This is a genomic window from Aliivibrio sp. S4MY1 (genome assembly GCF_028765545.1).
Classification (GTDB): Bacteria; Pseudomonadota; Gammaproteobacteria; order Enterobacterales; family Vibrionaceae; genus Aliivibrio.
Genome location: NZ_JARACP010000020.1, coordinates 13,109 through 37,801 on the forward strand (window position 1 = coordinate 13,109; position 24,693 = coordinate 37,801).

At 38.0% G+C, this 24,693-nt stretch carries 22 protein-coding genes; 10 read left to right on the forward strand and 12 right to left on the reverse strand.

Annotated features, from left to right (window positions below; genetic code table 11):
- Position 1: 1 nt before the first annotated feature.
- The 5 genes from PVK71_RS17510 to PVK71_RS17530 form a co-directional block, all read right to left on the reverse strand.
- A complete protein-coding gene (locus PVK71_RS17510) occupies positions 2–1,705 on the reverse strand; it encodes an RluA family pseudouridine synthase (RefSeq protein ID WP_274420344.1) in 1,704 nt (567 codons plus the stop codon).
- A gap of 136 nt (positions 1,706–1,841) precedes the next feature.
- Positions 1,842–2,078, reverse strand: coding sequence for an RNA recognition motif domain-containing protein (locus tag PVK71_RS17515; protein WP_130087604.1), 237 nt, complete (start codon positions 2,076–2,078; stop codon positions 1,842–1,844).
- A 169-nt stretch (positions 2,079–2,247) separates the two neighbouring features.
- Positions 2,248–3,186, reverse strand: a complete 939-nt coding sequence (locus tag PVK71_RS17520; protein WP_274420340.1) for a porin — start codon at positions 3,184–3,186, stop codon at positions 2,248–2,250.
- Positions 3,187–3,366: 180 nt separating this feature from the next.
- Positions 3,367–4,230 (reverse strand): (2Fe-2S)-binding protein, encoded by an 864-nt coding sequence (locus PVK71_RS17525; protein WP_274420338.1) that lies wholly within the window; start codon positions 4,228–4,230, stop codon positions 3,367–3,369.
- Positions 4,231–4,261: 31 nt separating this feature from the next.
- The gene (locus PVK71_RS17530) at positions 4,262–5,365 is read right to left on the reverse strand and encodes an anhydro-N-acetylmuramic acid kinase (protein WP_274420336.1); all 1,104 of its coding nucleotides are present in this window, start codon (positions 5,363–5,365) and stop codon (positions 4,262–4,264) included.
- Positions 5,366–5,537: 172 nt separating this feature from the next.
- Here PVK71_RS17530 and nagZ point away from each other — a divergent pair, with 172 nt between their 5' ends.
- Positions 5,538–6,533, forward strand: a complete 996-nt coding sequence (gene nagZ / locus PVK71_RS17535) for a beta-N-acetylhexosaminidase (RefSeq protein ID WP_274420334.1) — start codon at positions 5,538–5,540, stop codon at positions 6,531–6,533.
- Positions 6,534–6,605: 72 nt separating this feature from the next.
- Here nagZ and PVK71_RS17540 read toward each other — a convergent pair whose 3' ends face one another.
- On the reverse strand, positions 6,606–8,393 hold the full coding sequence (locus tag PVK71_RS17540; protein ID WP_274420332.1) for a hypothetical protein: 1,788 nt from the start codon (positions 8,391–8,393) through the stop codon (positions 6,606–6,608).
- Between the two features lie 282 nt (positions 8,394–8,675).
- Between PVK71_RS17540 and treR the strand changes: the two genes are divergently transcribed.
- The 3 genes from treR (at position 8,676) to treC (ending at position 12,949) form a co-directional block, all read left to right on the forward strand.
- Complete coding sequence (gene treR / locus PVK71_RS17545; RefSeq protein ID WP_274420330.1) at positions 8,676–9,620, forward strand: trehalose operon repressor TreR; 945 nt, start codon at positions 8,676–8,678, stop codon at positions 9,618–9,620.
- A gap of 147 nt (positions 9,621–9,767) precedes the next feature.
- Positions 9,768–11,192: a PTS trehalose transporter subunit IIBC gene (treB, locus tag PVK71_RS17550; protein WP_274420328.1), complete on the forward strand. Its 1,425-nt coding sequence runs from the start codon at positions 9,768–9,770 to the stop codon at positions 11,190–11,192.
- Between the two features lie 86 nt (positions 11,193–11,278).
- A complete protein-coding gene (treC, locus tag PVK71_RS17555; protein ID WP_274420326.1) occupies positions 11,279–12,949 on the forward strand; it encodes an alpha,alpha-phosphotrehalase in 1,671 nt (556 codons plus the stop codon).
- A 92-nt stretch (positions 12,950–13,041) separates the two neighbouring features.
- Here treC and pyk read toward each other — a convergent pair whose 3' ends face one another.
- On the reverse strand, positions 13,042–14,487 hold the full coding sequence (pyk, locus tag PVK71_RS17560) for a pyruvate kinase (protein WP_274420325.1): 1,446 nt from the start codon (positions 14,485–14,487) through the stop codon (positions 13,042–13,044).
- Between the two features lie 105 nt (positions 14,488–14,592).
- On the reverse strand, positions 14,593–15,273 hold the full coding sequence (gene queE, locus PVK71_RS17565) for a 7-carboxy-7-deazaguanine synthase QueE (protein ID WP_274420324.1): 681 nt from the start codon (positions 15,271–15,273) through the stop codon (positions 14,593–14,595).
- A 183-nt stretch (positions 15,274–15,456) separates the two neighbouring features.
- On the opposite strand from queE, the gene mlc reads away from it, so the two are divergent.
- The gene (mlc, locus tag PVK71_RS17570; protein WP_274420322.1) at positions 15,457–16,671 is read left to right on the forward strand and encodes a sugar metabolism global transcriptional regulator Mlc; all 1,215 of its coding nucleotides are present in this window, start codon (positions 15,457–15,459) and stop codon (positions 16,669–16,671) included.
- An 86-nt stretch (positions 16,672–16,757) separates the two neighbouring features.
- On the opposite strand, the gene ltaE is transcribed toward mlc, so the two are convergent.
- Positions 16,758–17,762, reverse strand: coding sequence for a low-specificity L-threonine aldolase (gene ltaE / locus PVK71_RS17575; protein ID WP_274420365.1), 1,005 nt, complete (start codon positions 17,760–17,762; stop codon positions 16,758–16,760).
- Positions 17,763–18,088: 326 nt separating this feature from the next.
- On the opposite strand from ltaE, the gene PVK71_RS17580 reads away from it, so the two are divergent.
- Positions 18,089–19,738, forward strand: a complete 1,650-nt coding sequence (locus PVK71_RS17580; protein WP_274420320.1) for an ATPase RavA domain-containing protein — start codon at positions 18,089–18,091, stop codon at positions 19,736–19,738.
- Positions 19,739–19,770: 32 nt separating this feature from the next.
- The gene (gene viaA / locus PVK71_RS17585) at positions 19,771–21,219 is read left to right on the forward strand and encodes an ATPase RavA stimulator ViaA (RefSeq protein WP_274420318.1); all 1,449 of its coding nucleotides are present in this window, start codon (positions 19,771–19,773) and stop codon (positions 21,217–21,219) included.
- 9 nt (positions 21,220–21,228) lie between these two features.
- Here viaA and PVK71_RS17590 read toward each other — a convergent pair whose 3' ends face one another.
- Entirely contained in the window at positions 21,229–21,474 is a 246-nt protein-coding gene (locus tag PVK71_RS17590) for a DUF2960 domain-containing protein (protein ID WP_130045856.1), read from the reverse strand.
- A gap of 47 nt (positions 21,475–21,521) precedes the next feature.
- Positions 21,522–21,959 carry a DUF3069 domain-containing protein gene (locus PVK71_RS17595; RefSeq protein ID WP_274420315.1) on the reverse strand — a complete coding sequence of 146 codons (438 nt, stop codon included), beginning with the start codon at positions 21,957–21,959 and terminating at the stop codon, positions 21,522–21,524.
- A 207-nt stretch (positions 21,960–22,166) separates the two neighbouring features.
- On the opposite strand from PVK71_RS17595, the gene PVK71_RS17600 reads away from it, so the two are divergent.
- Complete coding sequence (locus PVK71_RS17600; RefSeq protein ID WP_274420314.1) at positions 22,167–22,793, forward strand: OmpA family protein; 627 nt, start codon at positions 22,167–22,169, stop codon at positions 22,791–22,793.
- A 60-nt stretch (positions 22,794–22,853) separates the two neighbouring features.
- Here the strand turns inward: PVK71_RS17600 and PVK71_RS17605 are convergent, their stop codons facing one another.
- A complete protein-coding gene (locus PVK71_RS17605; RefSeq protein ID WP_274420313.1) occupies positions 22,854–23,324 on the reverse strand; it encodes a CreA family protein in 471 nt (156 codons plus the stop codon).
- 383 nt (positions 23,325–23,707) lie between these two features.
- On the opposite strand from PVK71_RS17605, the gene PVK71_RS17610 reads away from it, so the two are divergent.
- On the forward strand, positions 23,708–24,130 hold the full coding sequence (locus tag PVK71_RS17610; protein WP_130045860.1) for a DUF3010 family protein: 423 nt from the start codon (positions 23,708–23,710) through the stop codon (positions 24,128–24,130).
- 47 nt (positions 24,131–24,177) lie between these two features.
- Positions 24,178–24,669: a hypothetical protein gene (locus PVK71_RS17615; protein WP_274420310.1), complete on the forward strand. Its 492-nt coding sequence runs from the start codon at positions 24,178–24,180 to the stop codon at positions 24,667–24,669.
- Positions 24,670–24,693 lie beyond the last annotated feature (24 nt).

The window sequence follows — 24,693 nt, forward strand, 5'->3', positions numbered from 1 at the left end:
ATTAAAACTCCGCCTCAATATCAAATTCCATCGGTTCTTTGGTCATCGGGTGTGTTAGGGATAAATAGCCAGCGTGCAAATGTAATCGGTTCGCTTTTTTACCATAGAGGTCATCGCCAACAATCGGCATATTTAAGCCTAACTTATGAGCGCAGTGAACTCGTAATTGATGTGTGCGTCCTGTTTTTGGGTACAGGTAAACTTTAGTTTTATTTTTTATGCGTTCAATAACTTGATACGTTGTCTCTGCAGGTTTTCCATGTTCAAAGCAGACTAGCTGACGAGGACGATCATACAAATCACCACGTAGTGGTAATGTTATCATTCCTTCATCTTGGGCTAATATGCCTTCAATTAAGGCGGTGTATCGCTTCTCAATAGTACGGTTGATAAACTGTTTTTGTAATCGTTTATGTGCTTTTTTGGTTAGTCCTAATATCATTAAACCAGAGGTTGCCATATCTAAGCGGTGGACGATCAATCCTCCTGTAGCATTAGGGTAACGCTGTTGAATACGAGTATAGACAGAGTCTTGAATATTCTTACCAGGAACAGATAAAAAATCTGCAGGTTTATTAATGACAACCATAAATTCATCTTCATAAATTATGTTGATGTCTTTGCCTTCCGCTGGGTTGATTAATAATGGGTTTTCATCCATTTCAATCCCATCAAGCATGTGACCTAAAATTGGTTGGCATTTACTTTGGCAAGAAGCATAGAACTTCTTATGCTGACGGATCTCAGATTTTGGGGCTACACCCCACCAAAACTCCGCTAATGCTAGTGGTTTTAAATCATGAGTAAACGCATATTGCAGCAGTTTTGGAGCGGCGCATTCACCAGAGCCTGCAGGGGGAATATGGTTGGGCGTGTCTTTGAAAATATCATTGAGATCTTTTTCGACACCATGCGTATTTAAAAATTTATATTGCTGAAATAGCTTCTTTTGTAGTGCATTAGATAGGTTTTTGCGTGCCGTTTTTAGTGTGGAAAGTTCGATATTAAATGTATCTAATTGGCTTTGTATACTAGTGATTTCGTTATCCCAAAAAAGCTTAAGATCTCTTAGTGTATTTTTCTCTTGAACACTTTCTTTGCCCAATTTTATCTTTAATTGTTCTAATGCGTCGATAGCTTCTTGATCGTTATCTTGAGCTTGTAATTCGGCTTCAGTACGTTGTGCTTTACGTGATTTTCGGCCTTCAATCATCTCCTGACGTTGTGCTTCTAATTGTTCTTTTGAAGTCAGGCTTTTTGCTTTTACTGCCGCTGTTAATTCAGCTAGTAATGGATTGGCTAGCTGCTGCTTAATGATTGCATTAATTTCGGTTATCTCAGCGAGCTCTGCTTTGAAAAAACCATCTTCCTCTAACATATCAAATACAGGAGGAACAAAATGGGGAAGGTGATTACTGTCAGCGACTTTTCCTGAAAAAGCAGATAAGAATCCAACCTCGCCAGATATATGCTGAACGAGCAATACGCCAAACATTTTACCAATTGCTTTATTATTTTCTTGTATTTCTAAGCCAAAATTATGCTGCCATTCTGTTTGACTCTGCAGATGACGTTGTAACTGTTCTGCAGCCAATTCACATAAAGGGTGGGGCTCATAATAAAATGGAAAAGTGAATCGCTCAGGCAAAGCGTAATTGTCAATTGGATGAGAAAAAGAGGTAAAACACAGTTCAGACGTAGGCATAATGATATCTATATTAGCAGGGATGAAATAGGGGGATATTGCAGAATGACGCACATAAAGATAAGTGATTCAAAAATAGGTAGAGACCATGTGTTTTTGAATCACTCGAATGCGTTGGTGTACAGAAGTAAGGTGTTTATTCTGCTACTTTTACGCGAATTTTGTCTTTACCGATTTTTTTACCGTCTTCAGCTGCGATCGCGGCTAACGCTTCTTCTTCAACTAGCATCTCAACAAAACCAAAACCTTTTGATTCGCCTGTAATTTCGTCGATTACTAATTTACAGTATTGGAATGAACCGTGTGCTTGGAACATTTCACGTAATTGGAATTCAGACATGGTGCGAGGAAGATTGCGAACAAGTAATTTCATGAGTAACCATATAATAGTGATTTTAAGGGTACGTTATAACAGATCTTGGTGGTTTCCCCAAGTATTCTATCGATTCAAAAATAGAAAATCCGAAACCACATTAACATGATTTCGGATTTGGATTTAGCCCTCCACCCAGAGCGCTAAAATTTGGGCATATTAGGTTGGATTAGAAATCGTAACGCAGGCCAAATTGAAGTTGATCATCTAAGTTATCCATTTGCTCAAATTTATAACCTGCGTAAGTACGAAAGCTTTTGTTGAGTTTATAAATGGCTTCAATGGCTGCATTGTTTACAGTGTCATTACTGTCTATTTCTTGGAAGTTATAAACGCCTTGGAAAACCCACTGGTCAAGCTTATAAGCAGCGGCAAGTTCATAGCCGATTGCATCAAGCTTATCGACTTCACCCGTTGTAAATAAACCAGATACCATAAAGGCATTAAGCGTGTAGCGAACGGCTAAGTTGACTTGATCCGCATCTACTTTTGTTATGCCATTTGGAGATTGTTCACCAGAGGTATAACCAAGACCAAAATCTAAGCCCATAGGTAATGCATACATACCTGAAATACCAAAGCTATCATTTTTCTTTTCGTTACTAGCAATGTAGTTTGCTTGAATTGTTAGTGCATCAAACTCACCTGAGTATAAAAAGTTATTCTCACGTTTATCTTTGTTGCCTGTCGTTAAATCAGCCGCATCACCACCGAATGTAGCTAAAATATCAGTGTAATCGGTGAGCATCACTTGTGCTGAATCTTGCTGACCATACGAGAAATTACCAATGTTTGTGCTTAAGCCTGCGAATAAGTAACGGGTATTTACGGTATTACCTTTACCACTGCCAATCTCAACTTCATAAGTACCAAATGCGCCTAAGCTATCGTTGATTTTAGTTTTGCCTTTTAAATTAATACGAGCACGGCTTTTATCTTCAAATGAACTTTCTACTACGGTTTCATTATTATCAGAGATATTTGCACGAGCTTCGGCTCTGCCACCAACTTTTAATTGTGTATCATCTTGATCATAAACGGTTGCAGCTAAAAGAGGGGGTGATAAAAAAGATGAGACGATAGCTGTTGATAGTAGTAATTTTTTCATTAGATTCCATACCTTTAAAATACCAAAACACTCCGTTTTGGTTTAGTTAATTGCTTGGGTTCTAAGATAAAACTTATATATGAAAGATTAATGTCAGTTATGTTTAATATTTATAAAGGTAATGTGTCGTTAGGGTGACAAACACATTACTCTTGATAGTTCGCTTAATTGCTTTGTTGTTTAGTGAATACGTTTGATGTTCTTTTTATGACGATCTTCTTCGCTTAATAGTTGACAGGTCGCACAATTTTTTTTGCCATCAATTTTGTATTTCATGCAGCAGGTTTCACGTTGAACATAAAGGATTGCCTGATGTTTATTTTCAGCAACTCGTATATGAGCAAGATCTTTTCCTATATCAGGCATAATATTTTCTAACCATTGCTGGGCTTTTGGTGCTACTTGATTAGCGAGTTCTTTTGAGATCCCTTTTTCAGTTAAGCGCATGAAAAAGACGCTTACGGCAAGAGAAACGGCTCCCCAAAATGGTTTGTGTTTCAGTCTTTCTTGTTCAAATAACACACTTAGCCCACCACCTATCTGCTGTAATAAATGGGTAAATGCTTCATCAAGTTTCTCTTGGCTCTCTACGATGGTTGCTTGTGGTTCAGAAGCCAAAGGATCGGCTGCAAGGCAAACAAAAGAGCAAGCGTTATTAATTTTCAGTGATTTTATTTTTTCACCATTGGGTGTTGAAATGAAAATATCATTAAATTGAACAATTGGAACACGATTAAAGCGTAAACGTAGGGCAACTAGGCTAGTAAAAAATTGGTTATTAAATGATTTTAGCCACATGGAAGCTGAAACATTTTGGTTTACGTTGTTTTTTTTGCCGAATAATTCAATCACGTTGGATAAATGGGCAGGTAACCACTGGTTTAATGGTAAGTGCTTATCATCAAGTTGTTCTTTATTGATTGCTTTGAGTTTGAAGTTATCGTCAGCATCGTTTAACCATGCCAATTGCTCTTTTAAAGAGTGGCATGAATCAGGTGATTTTTTGCTACGCCATAATGGCATTAGTTGTTCTGCAATATGCATATGAGCTACTTTAAATTATTATTATTTGTATTTAAGATGCCGGGTAGATTACACCTAAACTTGCATAACGAGAAGCGCCCGTCACATCCGGTTCGTTACTTGGTAAATCATGAATACGTTGATGTGCTAACCATGCAAACGCCATTGCTTCCATATTGTCACTATCTACATTGTAGTCGTTAGTGGTGGTAACTGCCCAATTTGGCAGATGAACTTGCAATCTTTCCATTAAATAATGATTATGAGCGCCCCCACCACAGACTAATAATTTTGCGTCATCACCGGTATGGAATCGAATGACTTGATCAGCAATTGTCGTCACAGTGAACTCTAATAACGTAGCTTGAACATCCGGCGTTTGATAATGTTTATTCTCTATATATTGAGCAAACCAATCTAAGTTAAATAACTCACGACCTGTGCTTTTTGGATATGGACGAGTAAAATATTCATGTGCTTTTAGTTGGTTTAGTAATTCATCAATTATTTGCCCTGAGCGTGCCCATGCGCCATCTTTATCATAGCTTACTTGTTGGTGCTCGGTGATCCATGCATCCATCAGCATATTGCCGGGGCCTGTGTCATAACCGATAACTGGTGAGTCTTTCTGTAAAATAGAAATATTAGAAATACCGCCAATGTTTAAAATAACGTGAGTACTTTCGGGTTTCCCAAATAAGGTGTGGTGGAAAGCGGGTACTAATGGTGCGCCTTGTCCGCCTAGTGCCATATCTTTACGGCGAAAGTCAGCAACGGTATTAATTCCTGTTTTAGCGGCGATGATATTGCTATCACCAAGTTGCATCGTAAAAGGGTATCGTGCGTCAGGCGAATGAAAAACCGTTTGACCATGGCTGCCAATGGCAGTGATCTCTTCAGGCTTAATATTCAGAGAATGAAGAAGGTGTAGTGTAGCATCAGCAAATAAATGGCCTAAACGATGGTCAAGTTCTCCAATCACTTTTAGGTTTGTTTGTTGTCCAGTACAAACAGCCAGTAAATCAGCTTTTAATTGAGGCTCCATTGGGAAATCGGCATGACCGAGTAGATTGATTGTTGTACCATTTGTTTCTACGACAACGGCATCAACGCCATCTAAACTGGTTCCTGACATTAAGCCTATGTATTTTTCCATGCCAATACTCCATAACTACTGATTAATTAACGGTTTTATTGTGCCATAAAGTCGGTGAATAATATCTATATTACTCACATTATTGACATAAAATTACCATAGATAAGATGTTAATATGTGAAAGGGCATGATACTTTAAGCCTATAAAAATTAAGATGATTTGGAGAAAGATATGGGTCCATTATGGCTAGATGTTGAAGGATATGAAATTGATGCAGAAGAGCGCGAGTTACTTCAACATCCAACAGTGGGCGGATTGATCCTTTTCGCTCGAAATTATCATGACTCAAAGCAATTAGCAGCATTAACCGCTTCTATTCGTAAAGCGGCAGGGCGTCCAATCCTTATTGGGGTGGATCAAGAAGGCGGCCGAGTTCAGCGTTTTAGAGATGAATTTACCCTTATTCCACCAGCGCAAGCATACGCTGAAATGGATAATGGTCTTGAGCTAGCAAAAACAGCAGGCTGGTTGTTATGTTCAGAGTTGGTTGCTCATGATATCGATCTTACGTTTGCACCTGTATTAGATAATGGATTTGATTGTAAAGCCATTGGTAACCGTGCATTTGGTGATGATATTAATACCATCGTTAAATACAGCACGGCCTTTATGAAAGGCATGAAATCAGCAGGAACATCGACAACAGGGAAACATTTCCCTGGACATGGTGGTGTGATAGCTGATTCTCATTTAGAAACCCCTTATGATCACCGTGATAATATTTTCGAACTCGATATGGCGATTTTTAAAGCACAAATCGACGCGGGTATTTTGGATGCAATGATGCCAGCGCATGTTATCTACCCTGAGTATGATGCATCACCAGCGAGTGGCTCTTCATTTTGGTTGAAAGACGTACTGCGTAAACAGCTTAACTTTAACGGCTTGGTGTTCTCTGATGATTTGAGCATGGAAGGTGCCACAATAATGGGGGGACCAGCAGAGCGATCTCAGCAAGCATTAGATGCAGGCTGTGATATGGTGTTGATGTGCAATAATCGAAAATCAGCAGTAGAAGTATTAGATAACTTAGCTATTCAAACGGTAGAAAAAGCTAATTTATTATTGAAAACACAACATTTCGATAGAAAAACGTTATTAAGTAGTAAAGAGTGGAAAAGTGCGAATGAGATCGTTACCCGAGCTTATGATCGCTGGAAGAAGTGAACTCTTGAATAGTGAATAGTTTTTAGAGATAAATAAAAACGCACAAGATTTATACTTGTGCGTTTATTTTATTTATTGAAGTTTAAGTAGCGATGTTCTCTTTATGTCTCTTCCATCGTAAGCATTTTGTAATGTGAAGATATGACCGTTATTGGATTCAAAAACAAAAAATGGCCACTCTGTGTAATTTATCCCATCTATCATAGAGGTTGTTTCTTCATAGCGTGTGATTTCTGCATTATTTGATTTTTGTAGCTGTCTGATCATATTAAATGGGTGTTTTTCAATAACCCATAGATAAGCGCCTGTATCAAAAAGATGTTTTAATTCAGCGGTTTCATCTAAGCCAACACCGTTTACATATTCTTGTAATGGAAGTTGTCCTACGTGAGCCATATCCATAAACGCAAAGTCAGAGATGAAAAAATAATCTCCTGTTTGTGAATAATAATAATTTCCAGTTCGGTCAAACCAAAAATCATCACCATGATCATAAGCGCCATGATAAATATCCGACTTTGGTAGCTCGTCCCAACGTTCTGAATCTAATATAACTTTTGAGAATGAGCGAGGGCTTGAGTTTATATCTTGTGTATACAAAGCTTCACCATTTGGCGTCACTTTTAATATTGGCCCACCATTAAACTCGTTTGAATTACTGGTATCAATATCACCAGTATTAATGTTTATTCGCTCTAAAGCTTGCCAATTATATCCAGTACTTATCGTATAAACGTAATCACCTTTAACGGCAATATTTGATTGGCTGGAATTTGAGTCTAAAAGTTTTTGGGAAGAGGTAGATGGACTTGCTTTATTATAATCTATAATAAAAACACCATAAAATTGACTAACTGCAATTCGGCCTTGTTTTTCACTGTGATCAACGGATAGGTTTTTAGGATAGCTTGTAAGTGCAAATTTTTCTGTTGTATTACTGCTTATGTCATAAATGTAGATAGCATTTTCAGGGGATTCTGATGTCATAACTAAAACATCTAACCCTTGTATATATTCAGCTTCATTAACTGTGAAATCAAATGCTAGAGGGACATTTATGGCAATAGATCCGTCATCGCTAGCAAGAGGAGAGTTAACTTTATAGATCATAGGAATACTCAGGGGGCTTCCTTTGATAGGGTAGATACATTCGGCATCATAACAAGCATTGACCTTAAACTCTTTACTATGCGTATCAATTAATAGATTACCGGGTAACTTTAAGCCTAGATCAAGGTCAAATAAATACCCCGTTCGTTGTGTGACATTAAATTTATTAATTAATTCGCTATCGTTTCCCCGATTAAAGATAATTGAATTGCTATTACTGCCAGTAACTGAAATTTCTTTTGAGGTGAAATTATCGGTGATATTAGCATCATCATAATTGTATTCTCGATTTATTGTAGACTCTGCACTGACCATCCTAATTTCATCGTCTAAGCTTACGTTATAATTGATGGAGGCATTAATTGGAGAACCAGACACTTGTTCATTACAATATTCATCATAGCAAAAATTGATAGAGACATTGTGTGTTGATTGGCCATCACCAACAGCGTAACCAGGAATAAAATCAACCTCAAGATTACCTGTGCTATCTGAGGTGATATTCATATAAGTTGATTGGATAGAGGCACTATCATAAAACGCACCAAAATAGAGTTTTTTTGAGGTCGTTCCTCTTGAGTTTACCGGTATAATGACTCGTGTTGATTCTGTTGCATTACCCTGTACGCTAACATTTGGTGAAGAGCTGAATACGTGTAAACTTCCGCCATTACTTCCACCGCCACTATCGCTATCTCCACCGCAACCAGCAAGAAGGGCTGCAATAGAAAGAGTTAAAATTTTATACATATATACCTCTATTTCGATTGAGTATTTTGAATTAATATCACGTTATTTTATGATTTCAATATAAGATTATTAAACACTCGGTGAGGTTAGGTATTGGATTTAATAAGCTTCGATTGGCTTCAAAGTTAATATCAATAGGAATGTAATATTACAAATATCTACCAAGTATTTTTGTTATAGGAAAATATAAATTAGATACTTTTAGGTAAGTATTTTCAGTTCAGAATTTTAATAGATAAGCTATAATCGCACTTTGAATTTTACTTATTGGATACAGTAGACATGACGAAAAAATTGACGATTCTTGATATAGCTAAAATGGCTGGTGTTGGAAAGTCGACGGTTTCTCGTGTATTAACCAATGATCCAAAAGTGAAGCCAGAAACTCGCCTAAAAGTAGAGCAGATAATCAAAGAGTCTGGTTTTACTCCTTCTAAATCTGCTCAAAGTATGCGAGGAGGTAGTCAAAAAGTCATTGGTATTATTACTTCTCGTCTTGATTCTCCTTCAGAAAATAAAGCCATTAGCGGCATTTTAGAGATTATCTATCAGCAAGGCTATGATGCCGTGATCATGGAAAGTCAGTTTGATACTCAAAAAACCAATGAGCACTTAGAAGTATTAAGAAAACGCAGTGTGGATGGTGTCATTTTGTTTGGTTTTACTGACTGTGATATAGCTGAAATTGAGCGTTGGAATGAGCGTATTATAGTGATTGCAATGGACACTGATAAGGTGAGTTCAATCAACTATGATAATCATGGCGTTATCAGACAAGCGTTACATTATCTTTCTGAACGACACTTAACGAATATAGCGTATATCGGTGTTGATCCTAGCGATAAAACTACCGGTAAATTACGTTTGGATGCTTACCTTGAGTGGTGTCAAGAATATGATATTTCACCGAAATTTGCCACAGGGCAGCTAGATCACAAAAGTGCTTATGCGTTAGTTGACTCTGTTCTTGATGATGAAATTGAAGCTATTGTTTGTGCTAGTGATACATTAGCCTTAGGGGTTGCCAAGCGTCTTCAAGAGTTGCAACGCAATGATATTCAGATAACAGGTGTCGGTGGTAATGAGCTGCTTTCATTTTTGTTCCCAAACATTATTAGTATTAACCCAGGCTATCAATATGCCGGGGAGAGTGCCGCTAAGCAGCTTTTACAACAATTAGAATCGAGCGCAAGTATTGCACACCTAACCCAGCCTTTATCTCTTTAATTTTGTCTAAAAAATACGCTTTATTGTGATCTGATTCACTTTGTGGGATTGTTCCCATTTATTTTTTGTTTCATCTTTGTAATTATACTTAAAACGAAATGGGAACATTCCCATAAGTATAGAATAACAATCAACGTGGACAAAGGTATGAGTAAAATAGAGAGGAAGGACGTACAACGTTTGATCGAACTGATCGGGGGATCAGAAAATATCGCTAGCGTAAGTCATTGTTTAACCCGCTTACGTTTTGTATTAAATAACACTAAAGGTGCCGATGTAAAAGCAATTGAAAAAATCCCAATGGTAAAAGGATGCTTTACCAATGCAGGGCAATTTCAAGTTGTTATTGGCACTGAAGTTGATGAAGTATTTGCTATTTTAAATGAGCTTTCAGGAGAGAAAGGCGCATCTAAAGAAGATGCTAAACTTGCGGCTCGTCAAAATATGAATATTTTAGAACGTGCTATTTCTCACCTTGCTGAAATATTTGTCCCATTATTACCTGCCATTATCACTGGTGGTTTGATTCTAGGTTTTAGAAACGTTATTGGCGATCTAAAAATGTTTGATGGCCAAACCTTGGTTGAAATTAGCCAGTTTTGGGCAACCGTTCATTCATTCTTATGGTTGATTGGCGAAGCAATATTCTTCTTCTTGCCTGTTGGCGTCTGTTGGTCGACGGTGAAAAAGTTAGGTGGGACGCCAATTTTAGGTATTACACTAGGGGTGACCTTAGTATCGCCACAATTAATGAATGCGTATCTTATTGGTAAACAAGTACCTGAAGTTTGGGATTTCGGTCTGTTTGTTATTGAAAAAGTCGGCTATCAAGCACAAGTTATTCCTGCAATGTTAGCAGGGGTTGCATTGGCCTTTATTGAAACAAACCTAAAGCGCATCGTTCCTTCTTATCTGTATCTTGTTGTTGTGCCTTTTGTTTCAATTATCGTGTCTGTCATTTTAGCTCATGCATTCATCGGTCCATTTGGTCGAGTTTTAGGTGATGGTGTTGCCATGGCAGCAAAAGCCGCGATGACAGGGGACTTTGCTATTGTTGGGTCTGTGATCTTTGGTTTCTTTTATGCACCATTAGTCATTACGGGTATTCACCACACCACCAATGCGGTTGACTTACAGTTAATGCAAGAGTTGGGCGGCACACCTATTTGGCCATTGATTGCATTATCAAATATTGCTCAGGCTTCTGCTGTCGTTGGGATCATCATTATCAGCAAGAAAAGTGGTGAGCGTGATATCTCAGTACCTGCAGCAATTTCAGCTTACCTAGGTGTGACTGAACCTGCGATGTACGGCATTAACTTAAAATATAAATTTCCAATGCTAAGCGCAATGATTGGTTCTGCAATTGCTGCGGCTATCTGTGGTAGTGCTGGTGTTATGGCAAATGGTATCGGTGTTGGTGGCTTGCCTGGCATTCTTTCTATCCAGCCACAATACTGGGGTATCTATGGTGTTGCTATGTTAGTCGCTATTTTTGTTCCGGCAATACTGACGCTCGTTATGTATAAACGTGCACAAGCGAAAGATCAGTTAGAAGTGTCAGCGGCATAGCCGTAATGAAATAAATACGAAATAACACCTCTAACTAATATAAATTTGAGTAGGGGTGTTCTCTTTTCTAGATTGAGAAAATAAACATGACAAATTCAGAGTGGTGGCGTACAGCGACTATCTATCAAATTTACCCAAAAAGCTTTTGTGACAGCAGCAATAAAGGCACTGGTGATATTCAAGGTATTATTTCTAAATTAGATTACCTTCAAAAACTGGGTGTCGATGCGATATGGTTAACGCCAGTGTATCAATCTCCGATGATCGATAATGGGTATGATATCGCGGATTATTACTCAATTAACTCAAATTTTGGCACCATGATTGACTTTGATAATCTACTTGAAGAAGCAAAGTCTCGTGGTATACGCATTATTATGGATATCGTGGTTAATCACACTTCAACAGAGCACCATTGGTTTCAATCTGCTCTGGGAAATAAAGAGAGTGAATATCGTGATTACTATATTTGGAAAGATCCGGTTGATGAAAAAGTTCCAACCAATTGGCAATCCAAATTTGGTGGTAATGCATGGGCGTTAGATGAAGCAACAAATCAATACTATTTGCATCTGTTTGCTAAAGAGCAAGCGGATTTAAATTGGGAAAACCCAAAGGTTCGCCAAGAAGTAAAAGAAATCATTAGTTTTTGGGCTGAGAAAGGGGTTGATGGTTTTCGATTAGATGTTATTAACCTTATTTCAAAACCGAACAAATTTACTAATGATGAAAATGGCGATGGACGTCGCTTTTATACCGATGGCCCTAAAGTTCACCAATATCTACAAGAGATCAGCGAAGCTGTTTTTCAAAAGTACGGCTCTGTTACAGTAGGTGAAATGTCATCAACCACGTTAGATCATTGTCAGAAATATTCAGCTCAAGATGGTAAAGAATTATCGATGGTATTTAATTTTCATCATCTTAAAGCTGATTACAAAAATGGGGAAAAGTGGACCAAAGCCCCGTTTGATTTTTTATCGCTAAAGTCGATCTTCAATCATTGGCAAACTGGCTTAAATGGCAAAGGTTGGGGGGCTCTTTTTTGGTGTAACCATGATCAGCCAAGAGTAGTGAGTCGCTTAGGTAATGATAAAGAGTACCGCGAATTATCGGCTAAAATGCTCGCTTCTTCAGTACATATGATGCAGGGGACACCGTATATTTATCAAGGTGAAGAGATCGGGATGACTAACCCGCATTATACGTCTATTGATCAATACCGAGATCTTGAAAGTACTAATATGTTCGACATTATGGTCAATCAAGAAAAATCAGTATCTGAAGCTGAAATGTTGGAGATTTTAGACCAAAAATCTCGTGATAATTCACGAACACCAATGCAATGGAATAGCGCGCGTAATGCAGGATTTACTCAAGGGAAACCCTGGTTATCTGTGGCTAACAATTATCTAAAAGTGAATGCAGAATTAGCGTTAACAAATCCAGATTCGGTGTTCTATTTTTATAAAAAATTAATTCAACTGCGTAAAGATATCGACGTGATTACCACTGGGGATTATGTCGATTTGATGCCTAAGCACGAAGAACTGTTCTGTTATCAACGTGAAAATGAAACCCATCGATTGATTGCAATTCATAATTTTTATAAAAATGAAGTAGGTCTAAGTATTGATGTTCAAGGGCAAGAGGCTGAGTGTATCTTGAGTAATTATGGTGATATGGAAGCGGAGAAACCACAGTCGAGTATGGTTCTTAGACCTTATGAATGCAGAGTGATTCTGATTGAAAAATAATATAAATCTGAGTGATTATAAAAAATAGAGCACATAAAAAAACCTCGTAAATCAAATTGATTTACGAGGTTTTTACTTTAAATGTCGATCAATTACTCAACCGTAATAATACGCATACAGTTAGTTGAACCAACGATGTCCATTACATCACCTTGAGTGATAATCACTTGATCACCAGCACTTAATAAACCTTTGCCTTTTAGTGTATTAATTGCCGCATGAGTTGATGGAAGACCTGAATCTGCTTTTTCATCAAAGAATACAGGTGTAACACCACGGTAAAGTGCAGCACGGTTTAACGTACCTTCGTTGCGAGATAGAGCAAAGATAGGTAGGCCAGAGCTAAGACGAGACATCATTAGTGGTGTGCGACCAGACTCAGTAAGAGTGATCATTGCCGTGATGCCTTCCATGTGGTTTGCTGCATACATAGTAGACATTGCAATCGTTTCTTCAGGTGTTGTGAAACGACGATCTAAACGGTGATTAGATACGTTTACAGTAGGTACTTTTTCTGCACCCATACAAACGCTTGCCATTGATGTTACTGTTTCAACAGGGAAGTCACCAGCTGCTGTTTCAGCAGAAAGCATTACCGCATCAGAGCCATCCAGTACGGCGTTAGCAACGTCCATTACTTCAGCACGAGTTGGCATTGGGCTTGTGATCATTGATTCCATCATTTGCGTTGCTGTAATAACCGTACGGTTAAGGCTACGAGCACGACGGATAAGTTGCTTTTGAACACCTACTAGCTCAGGATCGCCAATTTCAACACCTAGATCACCACGAGCAACCATCACTACGTCAGATGCAAGGATGATGTCATCCATCGCTTCTTCTGTTGCGACTGTCTCAGCACGTTCAACTTTAGCAACTAATTGTGCTTCAAGCCCCGCTTCACGCGCTAGACGACGAGCGTAGTTCATGTCTTCGCCGTTACGTGGGAAAGAAACCGCTAGGTAATCAACCTTCATTGCCGCAGCTGTAATGATATCAGCTTTGTCTTTTTCAGTTAGTGCGTCAGCAGAAAGGCCACCACCTTGCTTGTTGATGCCTTTGTTGTTTGATAGAGGGCCAGCAACCGTCACTTCAGTATGAACTTTATTGCCTTCAACTGCTGTTACGCGAAGTTGTACACGACCATCATCAAGAAGAAGAACGTCACCAGTAGTCACGTCTTGTGGGAGTTCTTTATAATCAAGACCAACAGAGTCTTGGTTACCTTCACCTTTAGGTAAATCGCTATCTAGTGTGAATTTATCACCAATAGCTAATTGGATTTTACCTTCTTTAAACGTAGAAACACGGATCTTAGGACCTTGCAAGTCACCTAAAATCGCTACGTGAGTGCTAAGTTTTGCAGCGATTTCACGAACTTTCTTAGTACGCTCAATATGGTCTTCTGGGCTACCGTGAGAGAAGTTCATACGAACAACGTTTGCGCCAGCGGCGATGATTTTTTCTAAGTTATTATCACGATCAGTTGCAGGGCCAAGAGTGGTAACAATTTTTGTTCTACGTAGTCTGTTAGACATATTATCTCCAAGATGGATGTTGTTGTGTTTATTCTGTGATCAAGTAAACATATATCGAGAATGATGACAATTCCATGATTCAAACAAGGTAATTATCAAAAATTATCACGCAATCGCTAAATATTTGTGCGTTTGTATAGAAAGTCGCCAGTTTCTTTTGATGCAGGTTTCAATACAAAGTTCAGTAGCGCGAGGCTTTTGGCTGATAGGTTGTAGTGCAATAGTTACGTCATCCAATAATTTTACACCATCTAATAGCGCTTCTAGCTGCTCAATATCTTTGTTAGTTCCTACAGGGTGTTTAATTTCGTTTGCTCGCATTAATGCGTTTTCTAAAACGGGCAGTTTACCTTTCATGTTGATTTTTGGTGAAACCGTCACCCAGGTATTTTCTGATGCAAGAATAGGATAAGTGCCACTGGTTTCTATTTGACAACGATAACCGTGTTGTTCTAATTCTTCAGTTAATGGTGTTAAGTCATACATACATGGCTCTCCACCAGTGATGACCATATGTTTTGCTGTGTAGCCTTGCTCTTTAAGCATATTGATTATTTGAGTGCTCGTTAACTCGGTCCAACTTGGAGAGTCTTCTGTTTTAGCTAGAATCGAAGCTAAATCCGTTTGGTCGCTTAACTCTACATCCCACGTTTGTTTTGTATCACACCAAGAGCAACCGACAGGGCAGCCTTGCAAGCGTAAGAAAATAGAAGGAACTCCAGTAAATGTGCCTTCACCTTGAATGGTTTCAAATAGCTCATTAATCTTAAATGTTGACGATGACATAATTATTTTACTCAAATAAAAAACTACAAAATTTGGTGATTGAAATACGTGTTAAAGTCGCATTTTCAGTAAATATTTCATAATCTTCGTGATAAACATCACGTAGGTTGACTCTCGGACTTCACAATTTGTTCGCAAAGTAAAAAAATGATATCCGATGATATTTATTTACTGGAGAGAAGCATGTACGTGGCCCAACCCGGACACATTGATCATTTAAAACAAGTAAATGCTGGACGGGTATACAAGTTAATTGATCAACTAGGCCCAATCTCTCGGATCGATCTTTCTAAGCAAAGTAATTTAGCCCCTGCCAGTATTACTAAAATCACACGTGAATTACTTGATGCACACCTTATCAAAGAAACGCAAGTACAAGAAGCAAATAGTCGTGGTCGACCTGCAATTGGCTTAGAAGTTGATAATGAAGGGTGGCAATTCCTATCTATGCGTTTAGGGCGTGGTTATCTAACCATTGCGTTACATAGCTTAGGTGGAGCACAAATTATTGAAGAAAGACAAACGATTCATGAAATTGAGCAAGATGAATTACTTGCAAAATTACTGTCTGAAATTGAACTTTTTTTCCAAAAACATTCTCGAATATTAGGAAGAATAACCAGTATTGCTGTGTCATTACCAGGCTTAGTGATTTCCTCACAAGGTCTTGTTATACAAATGCCTCATTATAATGTAGATAATTTGCCTTTGGGCCCTAAGATCTACGAAGCAACAGGGTTACCTGTGTTTGTTGGCAATGACACTCGCAGTTGGGCGCTAGCTGAAAAGCTATTTGGCAATTCAAAAGAACACGATAATTCAATATTAGTATCAATCCATCATGGGGTTGGTGCTGGTATTATTATGAACGGTGAAGTTTTACAAGGCAGAACAGGCAATATTGGTGAGATGGGGCACATCAAAATCAATAAATTGGGAGCACGTTGCCATTGTGGTAATTCCGGCTGTCTAGAAACGGTTGCAAGTGCAAAATCATTACGAGATCAAGTCAAAAATCTGATTGATGATGGGCATAAAACATCATTAAGCGGTAAAAAAGTTACGATAGAAAGCATTTGTCTTGCTGCGAATGACGGAGATATGCTAGCTAAACAAGTGATTACCGATCTGGGACATAATCTTGGTGAGGCGATCGCTATTATGGTGAACTTGTTTAACCCTGAAATTGTATTGATTGGTGGAGAAATCAATCTTTCTAAAGCGATTTTGTATCCTGTCATTATGGATGCGATCCAAAACCAAGTATTGCCATTGTACGCTAAAGACACCAAGTTAGTCGAAAGCCGTTTTTATACGCAAGCAACGATGCCGGGTGCGGCATTAGTTAAACAAGCTATGTGCGACGGTTCTTTGTTAATGAAGGTGATTGAAGGGTAATATTTACAACTCTATATTCTATAAAAATAGCAGCTGAAATGAGCTGCTATTTTTATTTGTAGGCACTGCTTTATCGTTGAGGTTAGTTAGACTTCGCTTTTAAGAAATTCAATAAGAGTATCAATGTCTTCTTTTGAAACGTCTTTATGAGTAACGAATCGAATAGGGTTACCTGCAGATAGTAAGATATCTTGTTGGTTCGCTTTTTGTACAATATCATGAATATCGATTTGGCTATCTAAGCGTGCAAAAATGATATTGGTCTGTATATGCTCAATATTAACGTTAAATCCAGCCACAGTATTCAGTTGTTCTGCTAAATATTTCGCATTGCTATGATCAATCGCTAATTGTGGCACTTGCTCAGTCAGCGCAAGTTTAGCTGCAGCTCCTAGAATACCAGCTTGCCTCATACCGCCACCGAGCATTTTTCTGATACGACGTGCTTTTTGAATGTATTCTTTTGGTCCTAATAATAAAGAACCAACAGGTGCAGCTAACCCTTTAGATAAACAAATCGTTATACTATCAAAGTGTTGAGCAATTTCTTTAATATCAACATCAAGTGCAATAGCTGCGTTATAAACTCGTGCACCATCAAGGTGAAGCTGTAAGTTATGTTTATTTACAAACTCACGTGCTTGTGCAAGATAAGAAAGGGGTAAGACTTTACCATTAATGGTATTTTCTAAGCTCAATAGTTTTGTTCGTGCAAAATGGAAATCATCAGGCTTAATTGCAGCTTCTAGTTTTTGAAAACAGAGTGAGCCATCAGGATTGTTTTCGATAGGCTGAGGTTGAATAGAACCTAACACGGCTGCACCGCCAGCTTCATACTTATAGTTATGTGCTTGTTGACCACATAGATATTCGTCGCCGCGTTCACAGTGAGCCATTAAGCCAAGTAGATTTGCTTGAGTTCCTGATGATGTAAACAGTGCAGCTTCAAATCCATGACGTTCTGCTGCCCATGTTTCTAGCTCATTAATCGTTGGGTCGTCCCCATACACATCATCACCTACAGGGGCATTAGCCATCGCCTCACGCATGGCTTGGGTCGGTCTTGTTACTGTATCAGAGCGAAAATCAATCATGTTACGTCCTTGCATTAGCCACTATATCTGAATATAAGATATTTGCTGGCGATGTTGTTGTTATGTTTCACTTTAAAGTCAAGATAACATAGTGCTTCTAGATGTGAAAATAATGAGAGTGAGATCTTTCAATTTAAGAGAGTTAAACATCCATCGTATTTAATAAATACACTGGTGGTAATCACTTTAAATGCCCAATTACGACTAAATGGCTAGTTGATTTGGTTATTTATCAGCCAATTACACTAAAGGGCTACTAGGTACAGACTAAAAATTACATTATACTCAAGAGTAATGTGATATCTGAAATGTAAGGGAATGTAATGCAAGGTAACTCAATAAGAACCAGTGCAGAGCGAGCGTTGTTATCAGAGCGTATTCAAAAACTGACAACCGCGCTATCTGATGGCGTATATGAGAGAGAAGATACAATGCGATTGTGTCTACTTGCCGCGCTTTCTGGCGAGAGTGTATTTTTACTTGGACCACCAGGTATCGCAAAAAGTTTAATTGCTAAACGATTAATAAAAGCGTTTGATAATAGTAGCTATTTTGAATATTTAATGACAAGGTTCTCGACACCAGAAGAGGTCTTTGGCCCATTATCGATTCAAGAGCTTAAAGACAATGGAAAATACGTTCGACTCACTCAAGGTTATTTACCAACGGCTCAAGTAGTCTTCTTAGATGAGATTTGGAAAGCAGGACCTGCAATTCTTAATACCTTGTTAACTGTCGTTAATGAAAAAACCTTTAAAAATGGCAATGAAATCCTTCCTGTACCAATGCGTCTTTTGATTTCAGCCTCGAATGAATTGCCTGATGAAGACAGCGGCTTAGATGCATTGTACGATCGAATGCTTGTGCGCGTGTTTGTAAACCGTATTCAAAACAAGAATAATTTCAAATCTATGTTGATGACGGGCACGATTCAAGAGACAGAAATCGATCCGGCATTAGTGGTAACTGATGAAGAATATCATCAATGGCAAAGAGAGTTCGATGGACTTACTTTATCAGAAGAGGTATTTGAAAAATTATTTGAATTAAAAACAATGCTTGAAAAACACAATGCGTCTTATGATGACTCATTGTACGTATCGGATCGTCGATGGAAAAAATCAGTTAAATTATTGAAAGCTTCTGCATTTTTTAGTGGACGCGATGAAATTAACCCAATGGATCTATTGTTGCTTCAAGACTGTTTATGGACAACCCCTGAAAACCGAGAGCAAGTAAGAGAAAGTATTCGAACCTTTGCTTCGGATAAAGCGTTTGATCAAAAGAATGTTTCTATGAATATTGAAATGATTCAAAGTGACATTGCTGAGATGGAAGCGCAGGTACTTGTTGAACAAGGTATTGCTCTTCATATTGAATCGGCGGGTAATCGTCTGATGAAAAAAGAAAGCTTTGAATTTGATTTTAGCAAAGGAAAACGATACAGCGTGGGTCATACACATCAGCTAGTTAAGTTGGTCATGCTTCAGTCAAACATGTCAGTCTCTGAAGGTGAGAAAGGCGATAGTCGTTGGGTTTATGTTAACGCTGAAGAGCTGGCTAAGCAGATGAAAGAGGGCAGAGCAACAGTATATGGCTATGTAAACCAGAATCAAAACTTGTGCAGTTTAACGTTCGAATTGGATGCTGATTGCAGATTAGTAATCAAAGATATCGCAAATCGTTCTGTTCTTGTTGGTATGGTAGGCCATAATGATCCAACACAAAGCCAGTTTGATGAATGGGTACAAAAAATAGCGCATAACCAACAGCACTTAGATGAAGCTGAGCACCAGTTAAGAAAAAGTCGTGCTCAATTTCATTCTGCATTGCCTCATAACTTTATTGAAGAAAGCTTACCATCAGTGATTGAAAACAGTTTACATCTTTTGGGTCAACGTATTGAGAGTTGTAAAACACAATTTGAAGGGGCAAGCCGTCGCATGCTGAAATTTAGCGACTATTATTCATAGGCTATGATCTCTTTTAGAATACAAGGAAAATTATGTTAGGTGCAGATGCGTTAAATTTGGTTCTAATGGTTGCGGAATCAGGAATGATTGATTCTTCCATTACCGAAATCTTATCAAGACCACAGTTTTTGACTGCTGCAAAGTCTAATCCTAACATTAAACCCACGATTAAAAATCACATTTTGAAATGGCGTGGTAAGGTTAAACACAAAATGACAAAAGTATGTGAGACCGAGCGAGTTCAAGAAGAGCTTGCTCTGTATCAAGAGGTGATCCATTGGAGTGAGAGTGAGTTCTATTGTCAAATAGATGACATTATGAGCAAACTTCAATGGCATTCTTCATTTTATATCGAAGCAAAAGAACTGATTAATAATAATAAAAATTTAATGAATCCAATGTTTCCACGTTTTTTTTGTGAGCGATGGTATCAGAGTTTGTCTGATTCAATTAAACAGGCTCAATTGAGCGAGCTTAAAGAAGATAAAGAAAAACTGCTGGCGGATTTATATCAGCGGATTGAAACGTTAAAAGCAATGGAATCGGTAACAGAGGAAGGTGATGATGCCCATATTGGTAAACTGTGGGATATGGCTTCAGCAAAATTAACCAAGTCCAATGTAGATATCATGAAGTTGCATGCACGCTTCCTTAAAAAGAATAAAGGCTTGCAAGAAATAGCGTCAAAACTGGGTCGTATGGCGAATGAAGCACAAAATCCTGATCGCTCTCAAGCTACTGCTGAAGAAGTTAAAGTGGTGGAAGAGAAAAGTGATTTTGTTACTGATGACATTGTTGGTATTCAAGAAGGGGATGATCTTAGTCGATTACTGCCTAATGAAACCTTATTTCTATCACACCCTGAATTAGAAGTGATTTTCTATCAGCATTTAGTTGATAAGCGTCTGATGAATTATCGTATGGAAGGAGCTGATAGGAAGTTACGCAAAGTTACGGCTCATTCAAGAGCATCAAGTGATGCATTAGTTGAAAAAGGCCCTTTTGTTGTGTGTGTTGATGCCTCAGGCTCAATGAGTGGGTTTCCTGAGCAATGTGCTAAGGCCCTTGCTTATGGCTTGATGCAAATAGCATTAGCGGAAGAGCGGGATTGTTATGTGGTTTTATTCTCAACTCAACAAATCACGTATGAATTAAGCAAGCAAGATGGCTTAAGAGAAGTTGCTGATTTTTTATCGTACAAATTCCATGGTGGAACAGATTTAGAGCCTGTATTAGAGCAATCTATTGAGTTGATGCATGGAGATAAGTATAAAAACGCAGATTTAGTGGTTTTGTCTGACTTTATTGCACCAACACAATCAGAGAATATTGCAGCAATGGTAGAGGACTTAAAACAGCACCAGAATCGATTTCATGCGGTTTGTTTATCAAAATATGGTAATCCAGCATTAATGGCGATGTTTGACCATACTTGGTCTTATCATCCATCAATGCTAGGTCGTTTAACGCAAATTCGTTAAGACTAGATGTTATTCACCATCTTTAACAAAACGAACTTTGCTAAAACCTAATTTAGTAAAGTAGCTATGACGAAAATCTTTTACCGCACCTGGGTTGTTTGATGCCATTTCAACTTGCTTTAACATGGTATCAAATTGAGAGATATCGATGCCTTCAGCTGCTGCTGCTGCTTCAAATGGACCATGAAACTCACGAAATGAAAAAGGGATCTCTTTAGTTTCAGATTTGTATGTGTATCGAACGGTACGAGCCATTATTATTCCTCGAAAATGGATGACATATTGCCATCCATAATCATCAATTATTTTTTGAAGATTTCAGCAAGTTCACGTTTCATGATTGGATCGCGACGTGCTTTTTTGATTTGTTTAACAAGATCTTTCACGCAGTTGTGAAGCACTTGGTCAAGCAGCTGAGAGCGGTACTCTGCTTTTGCGTCATCGTCCATGTTCTCAGGAAGATCGATGGTTTCGAATTCAGCCATGAAATCATAACCCGCATAACTTTGGCTTAGAGAGACTAAAGCATGGAACTGTTCAAAGTTATCTAGCACTTTTTGTGCACTAGCAGGCATTTCATCCCAAGATTCACGAACTGCAATTTCAGCAACTTCATGAACAGAAACAAGCATGTGCCACATTTCTTCAGGAACGCTTTCAAACTCAATCACTTTTTTAAGTTCAGGAGAGATAGTTTCTAAATCGATAGCTTCTTTTTTTGTGTTTTCAACTTCAGACATGTGAGTTTCTCGTCATATAAAAGAGAAATGGTAACCAGACCACAAGAAATGTCAATTCTATTCATATCATGAGATGAAATTAGCCTTCAATTCGTTCTATTTAGAAGCAAAAATGAGGAATTAACATCACAAAAATGAAGATTTAGATAAAGAATGCACTAAATAGGTCGATACAGTTGATAGGAATTATAATAACTCGGATTAATCATGCTAAGAATTATATCGTTATGCACTTCATTGCTATTGGTAGGTTGTGTTCAACATGGAAGCAATTTATTAGATACAGCACCAAAAACAAAGAGTGACACACCATACCCAACGTTTGAAGACCCTTATACTGAAACGGCAGAGCAGGAAAATACGACGGATGCTACTCGTGCGTTAACCGGCCCAAACGGTGAATTAAAAGACGATGACATGAGAAAAGTGTCTGAACAATTAACTGATTTAGGTGTTGTTTATCATGAGGTGAGTGGTGATCAGCTAGTTATTTCAATTCAAGAAAAAGTACACTTTTCTAGTGCAAAAGCTGAATTGACGCCGCTAGCAACTAACTTATTAGATAAGTTAATTTCAGTTATGTCAACAAAGCCTGAATTAGCATTGGTTTTAGATGGACATACTGATGTCACTGGTAATCCAATCAAAAATCAAAATCTGTCAGAAATGCGTTCAAACGAAGTTCGTCGTTATTTATTAACTAATAAATTAAATGCATCTCAGCTCTATTCGCGTGGTTTCGGTGAATATCTTCCATTATGTGATAACGAAACGATGCTTGGGCGTAAATGTAATCGACGTGTCGAAATTACTATTCTGAAGATTCATTGGTAAGAAAAAATAAGGATAGAACTCAAACTGGATAGTGACTCACTATCCAGTTTACTATTTATGCTACTGAGCTGAGACCACTGGCTTTTGGTAAGCCTTAGTTCCCCACAGTGGTACCGTCGACAGGCTGTGTTTGAAACTACCTTCTGTCTCTTTCGTCGTGTAAGACAAATAAAGTAGAGTTTGATTTTCTGCATCATAGATACGTCTAACTTTCATCGACTTAAAGAAAATACTTTTAGATTGCTTAAATACCACTTCACCTGATTTACTTCTATCGATTTGATCGATCATTTCAGGCGTAATTTCGCCTGTTTGACGACACGAAATAGAACTGTCACTTGGATCAGATAGGCTCAAATTCGCTTCAACTGAGGCAATATGGCAGGTTACACCTGGGATTTTCTCATCATCAAGGTTTGAGATTTTGATGTCTTTTAGTGTAAATAGACCGAGTGAAACGTCTCCAACCTCGTTGTCTGAACAACCAGCCAGCAATCCTGCGATACTTAAAGCGATCAGTAATTTTTTCATAAAGTTATTCTCTAAAGGGGCGATACAGTAACTATAACATTAAATATGATTTTTTAGTGCAGCGCTTCTCTTAAATAGTTTTTCATTTGAATAATAGAGAAGAACGTTATGAGTGTTTCATTCGCTAAAATGTATTAGTATCTGTTTTACAGAATTTAAGTGTGGATTGTATTGTGAAAAAACAAATCATTGCCGTTTTAATGATGGTTGCTTTAATGGGTGGATGCAGCTCTGCTGCACAACAGCAAATATGTGTTCCTGACTTTTGTAATATTTGGGGGCAGTAGTCTTATTTTTGCTGTTTTATTGTTGGATTCAACGTATCTATTTATTGAATATAAGCCTATAATCAACAGGTTCAAGACATTGTTAGGATTTTTAAAATGAAAGTATGTGGCGTAGAGCTTAAAGGTAATGAAGCAATCATCTGTTTAGTAAATAAATCAGATGGCATGATTGACCTTCCAGACTGTCGTGTTGCTAAATTTGATATTACTGAGCCATCTAAAACGGAATCAATCCGTGATTTTCAGTTTAAATTTAAAAAATTAATGCAAGATTACCAAATTGAAACGGTTGTTATTAAAGAGCGTTTAATGAAGGGTAAATTTGCAGGTGGTGCTGTAGGCTTTAAATTAGAAGCTGCTATTCAACTGATTGATGAGATTGAAGTTGAAGTACTAACTGCCGCAGACCAAAAAGCAAGCCTTAAACGTGCGCCTGAAATGCTGCGTGTAAAAGAGATTGGCCTTAAAGGTTACCAACAAGAAGCATATGAAGCTGCTTACGCTTTCTTAAACTTCTAAAATTTAATGATATAAAGGATGGGTGACCATCCTTTTTTGTAGGTGCTATGACTATTAATTCTGAAACATTTTTTCAACAAAAACAGGCTTGGTTATCGAACCAAGTTAATGTTGACTTTCCAACTCCTGAAAGTGTGAAAGGCCGAGATGTTTATTTAAAGCAACCTGCGAAAGTGGCAGAAGAATATACATTATCATCGGAAACACTACCTGAAACCATCTCGGTTCTATTGGTGACAGAGCATAGATTAACGATTCGCTGGGCAATAACCGTTGCTAGTCAATGGGATGCTGAATATGATGAAGTATTGGAGTTTTTAACTCAAATCGATCTATGCGATGATTATCAATTGTTTGTTGCACTTGATGGCATGAAACCTGTTGCTGCTTGTTTATCTCAAGTTATTGAAGGAATAATGTACGTTTCTGATATTGCATTAACCAGCGATGCTATTAATGAGCATGCTTTTTTAAACGCTGTGATGGCTCAGCAGTCTATTCGATTTGAAAGCACGCTTAAGTCTTGCATTAAAAATTAACTTGGTGTTTGTTTATTGAGCGAT

Excerpts from the sequence above, each read along its gene's own strand:
- PVK71_RS17510 (WP_274420344.1), bottom strand. The coding sequence starts at position 1,705 with ATGCCTACGTCTGAACTGTGTTTTACCTCTTTTTCTCATCCAATTGAC.
- PVK71_RS17515 (WP_130087604.1), bottom strand. The coding sequence starts at position 2,078 with ATGAAATTACTTGTTCGCAATCTTCCTCGCACCATGTCTGAATTCCAA.
- PVK71_RS17520 (WP_274420340.1), bottom strand. The coding sequence starts at position 3,186 with ATGAAAAAATTACTACTATCAACAGCTATCGTCTCATCTTTTTTATCA.
- PVK71_RS17525 (WP_274420338.1), bottom strand. The coding sequence starts at position 4,230 with ATGCATATTGCAGAACAACTAATGCCATTATGGCGTAGCAAAAAATCA.
- PVK71_RS17530 (WP_274420336.1), bottom strand. The coding sequence starts at position 5,365 with ATGGAAAAATACATAGGCTTAATGTCAGGAACCAGTTTAGATGGCGTT.
- nagZ (WP_274420334.1), top strand. The coding sequence starts at position 5,538 with ATGGGTCCATTATGGCTAGATGTTGAAGGATATGAAATTGATGCAGAA.
- PVK71_RS17540 (WP_274420332.1), bottom strand. The coding sequence starts at position 8,393 with ATGTATAAAATTTTAACTCTTTCTATTGCAGCCCTTCTTGCTGGTTGC.
- treR (WP_274420330.1), top strand. The coding sequence starts at position 8,676 with ATGACGAAAAAATTGACGATTCTTGATATAGCTAAAATGGCTGGTGTT.
- treB (WP_274420328.1), top strand. The coding sequence starts at position 9,768 with ATGAGTAAAATAGAGAGGAAGGACGTACAACGTTTGATCGAACTGATC.
- treC (WP_274420326.1), top strand. The coding sequence starts at position 11,279 with ATGACAAATTCAGAGTGGTGGCGTACAGCGACTATCTATCAAATTTAC.
- pyk (WP_274420325.1), bottom strand. The coding sequence starts at position 14,487 with ATGTCTAACAGACTACGTAGAACAAAAATTGTTACCACTCTTGGCCCT.
- queE (WP_274420324.1), bottom strand. The coding sequence starts at position 15,273 with ATGTCATCGTCAACATTTAAGATTAATGAGCTATTTGAAACCATTCAA.
- mlc (WP_274420322.1), top strand. The coding sequence starts at position 15,457 with ATGTACGTGGCCCAACCCGGACACATTGATCATTTAAAACAAGTAAAT.
- PVK71_RS17580 (WP_274420320.1), top strand. The coding sequence starts at position 18,089 with ATGCAAGGTAACTCAATAAGAACCAGTGCAGAGCGAGCGTTGTTATCA.
- viaA (WP_274420318.1), top strand. The coding sequence starts at position 19,771 with ATGTTAGGTGCAGATGCGTTAAATTTGGTTCTAATGGTTGCGGAATCA.
- PVK71_RS17590 (WP_130045856.1), bottom strand. The coding sequence starts at position 21,474 with ATGGCTCGTACCGTTCGATACACATACAAATCTGAAACTAAAGAGATC.
- PVK71_RS17595 (WP_274420315.1), bottom strand. The coding sequence starts at position 21,959 with ATGTCTGAAGTTGAAAACACAAAAAAAGAAGCTATCGATTTAGAAACT.
- PVK71_RS17600 (WP_274420314.1), top strand. The coding sequence starts at position 22,167 with ATGCTAAGAATTATATCGTTATGCACTTCATTGCTATTGGTAGGTTGT.
- PVK71_RS17605 (WP_274420313.1), bottom strand. The coding sequence starts at position 23,324 with ATGAAAAAATTACTGATCGCTTTAAGTATCGCAGGATTGCTGGCTGGT.
- PVK71_RS17610 (WP_130045860.1), top strand. The coding sequence starts at position 23,708 with ATGAAAGTATGTGGCGTAGAGCTTAAAGGTAATGAAGCAATCATCTGT.
- PVK71_RS17615 (WP_274420310.1), top strand. The coding sequence starts at position 24,178 with ATGACTATTAATTCTGAAACATTTTTTCAACAAAAACAGGCTTGGTTA.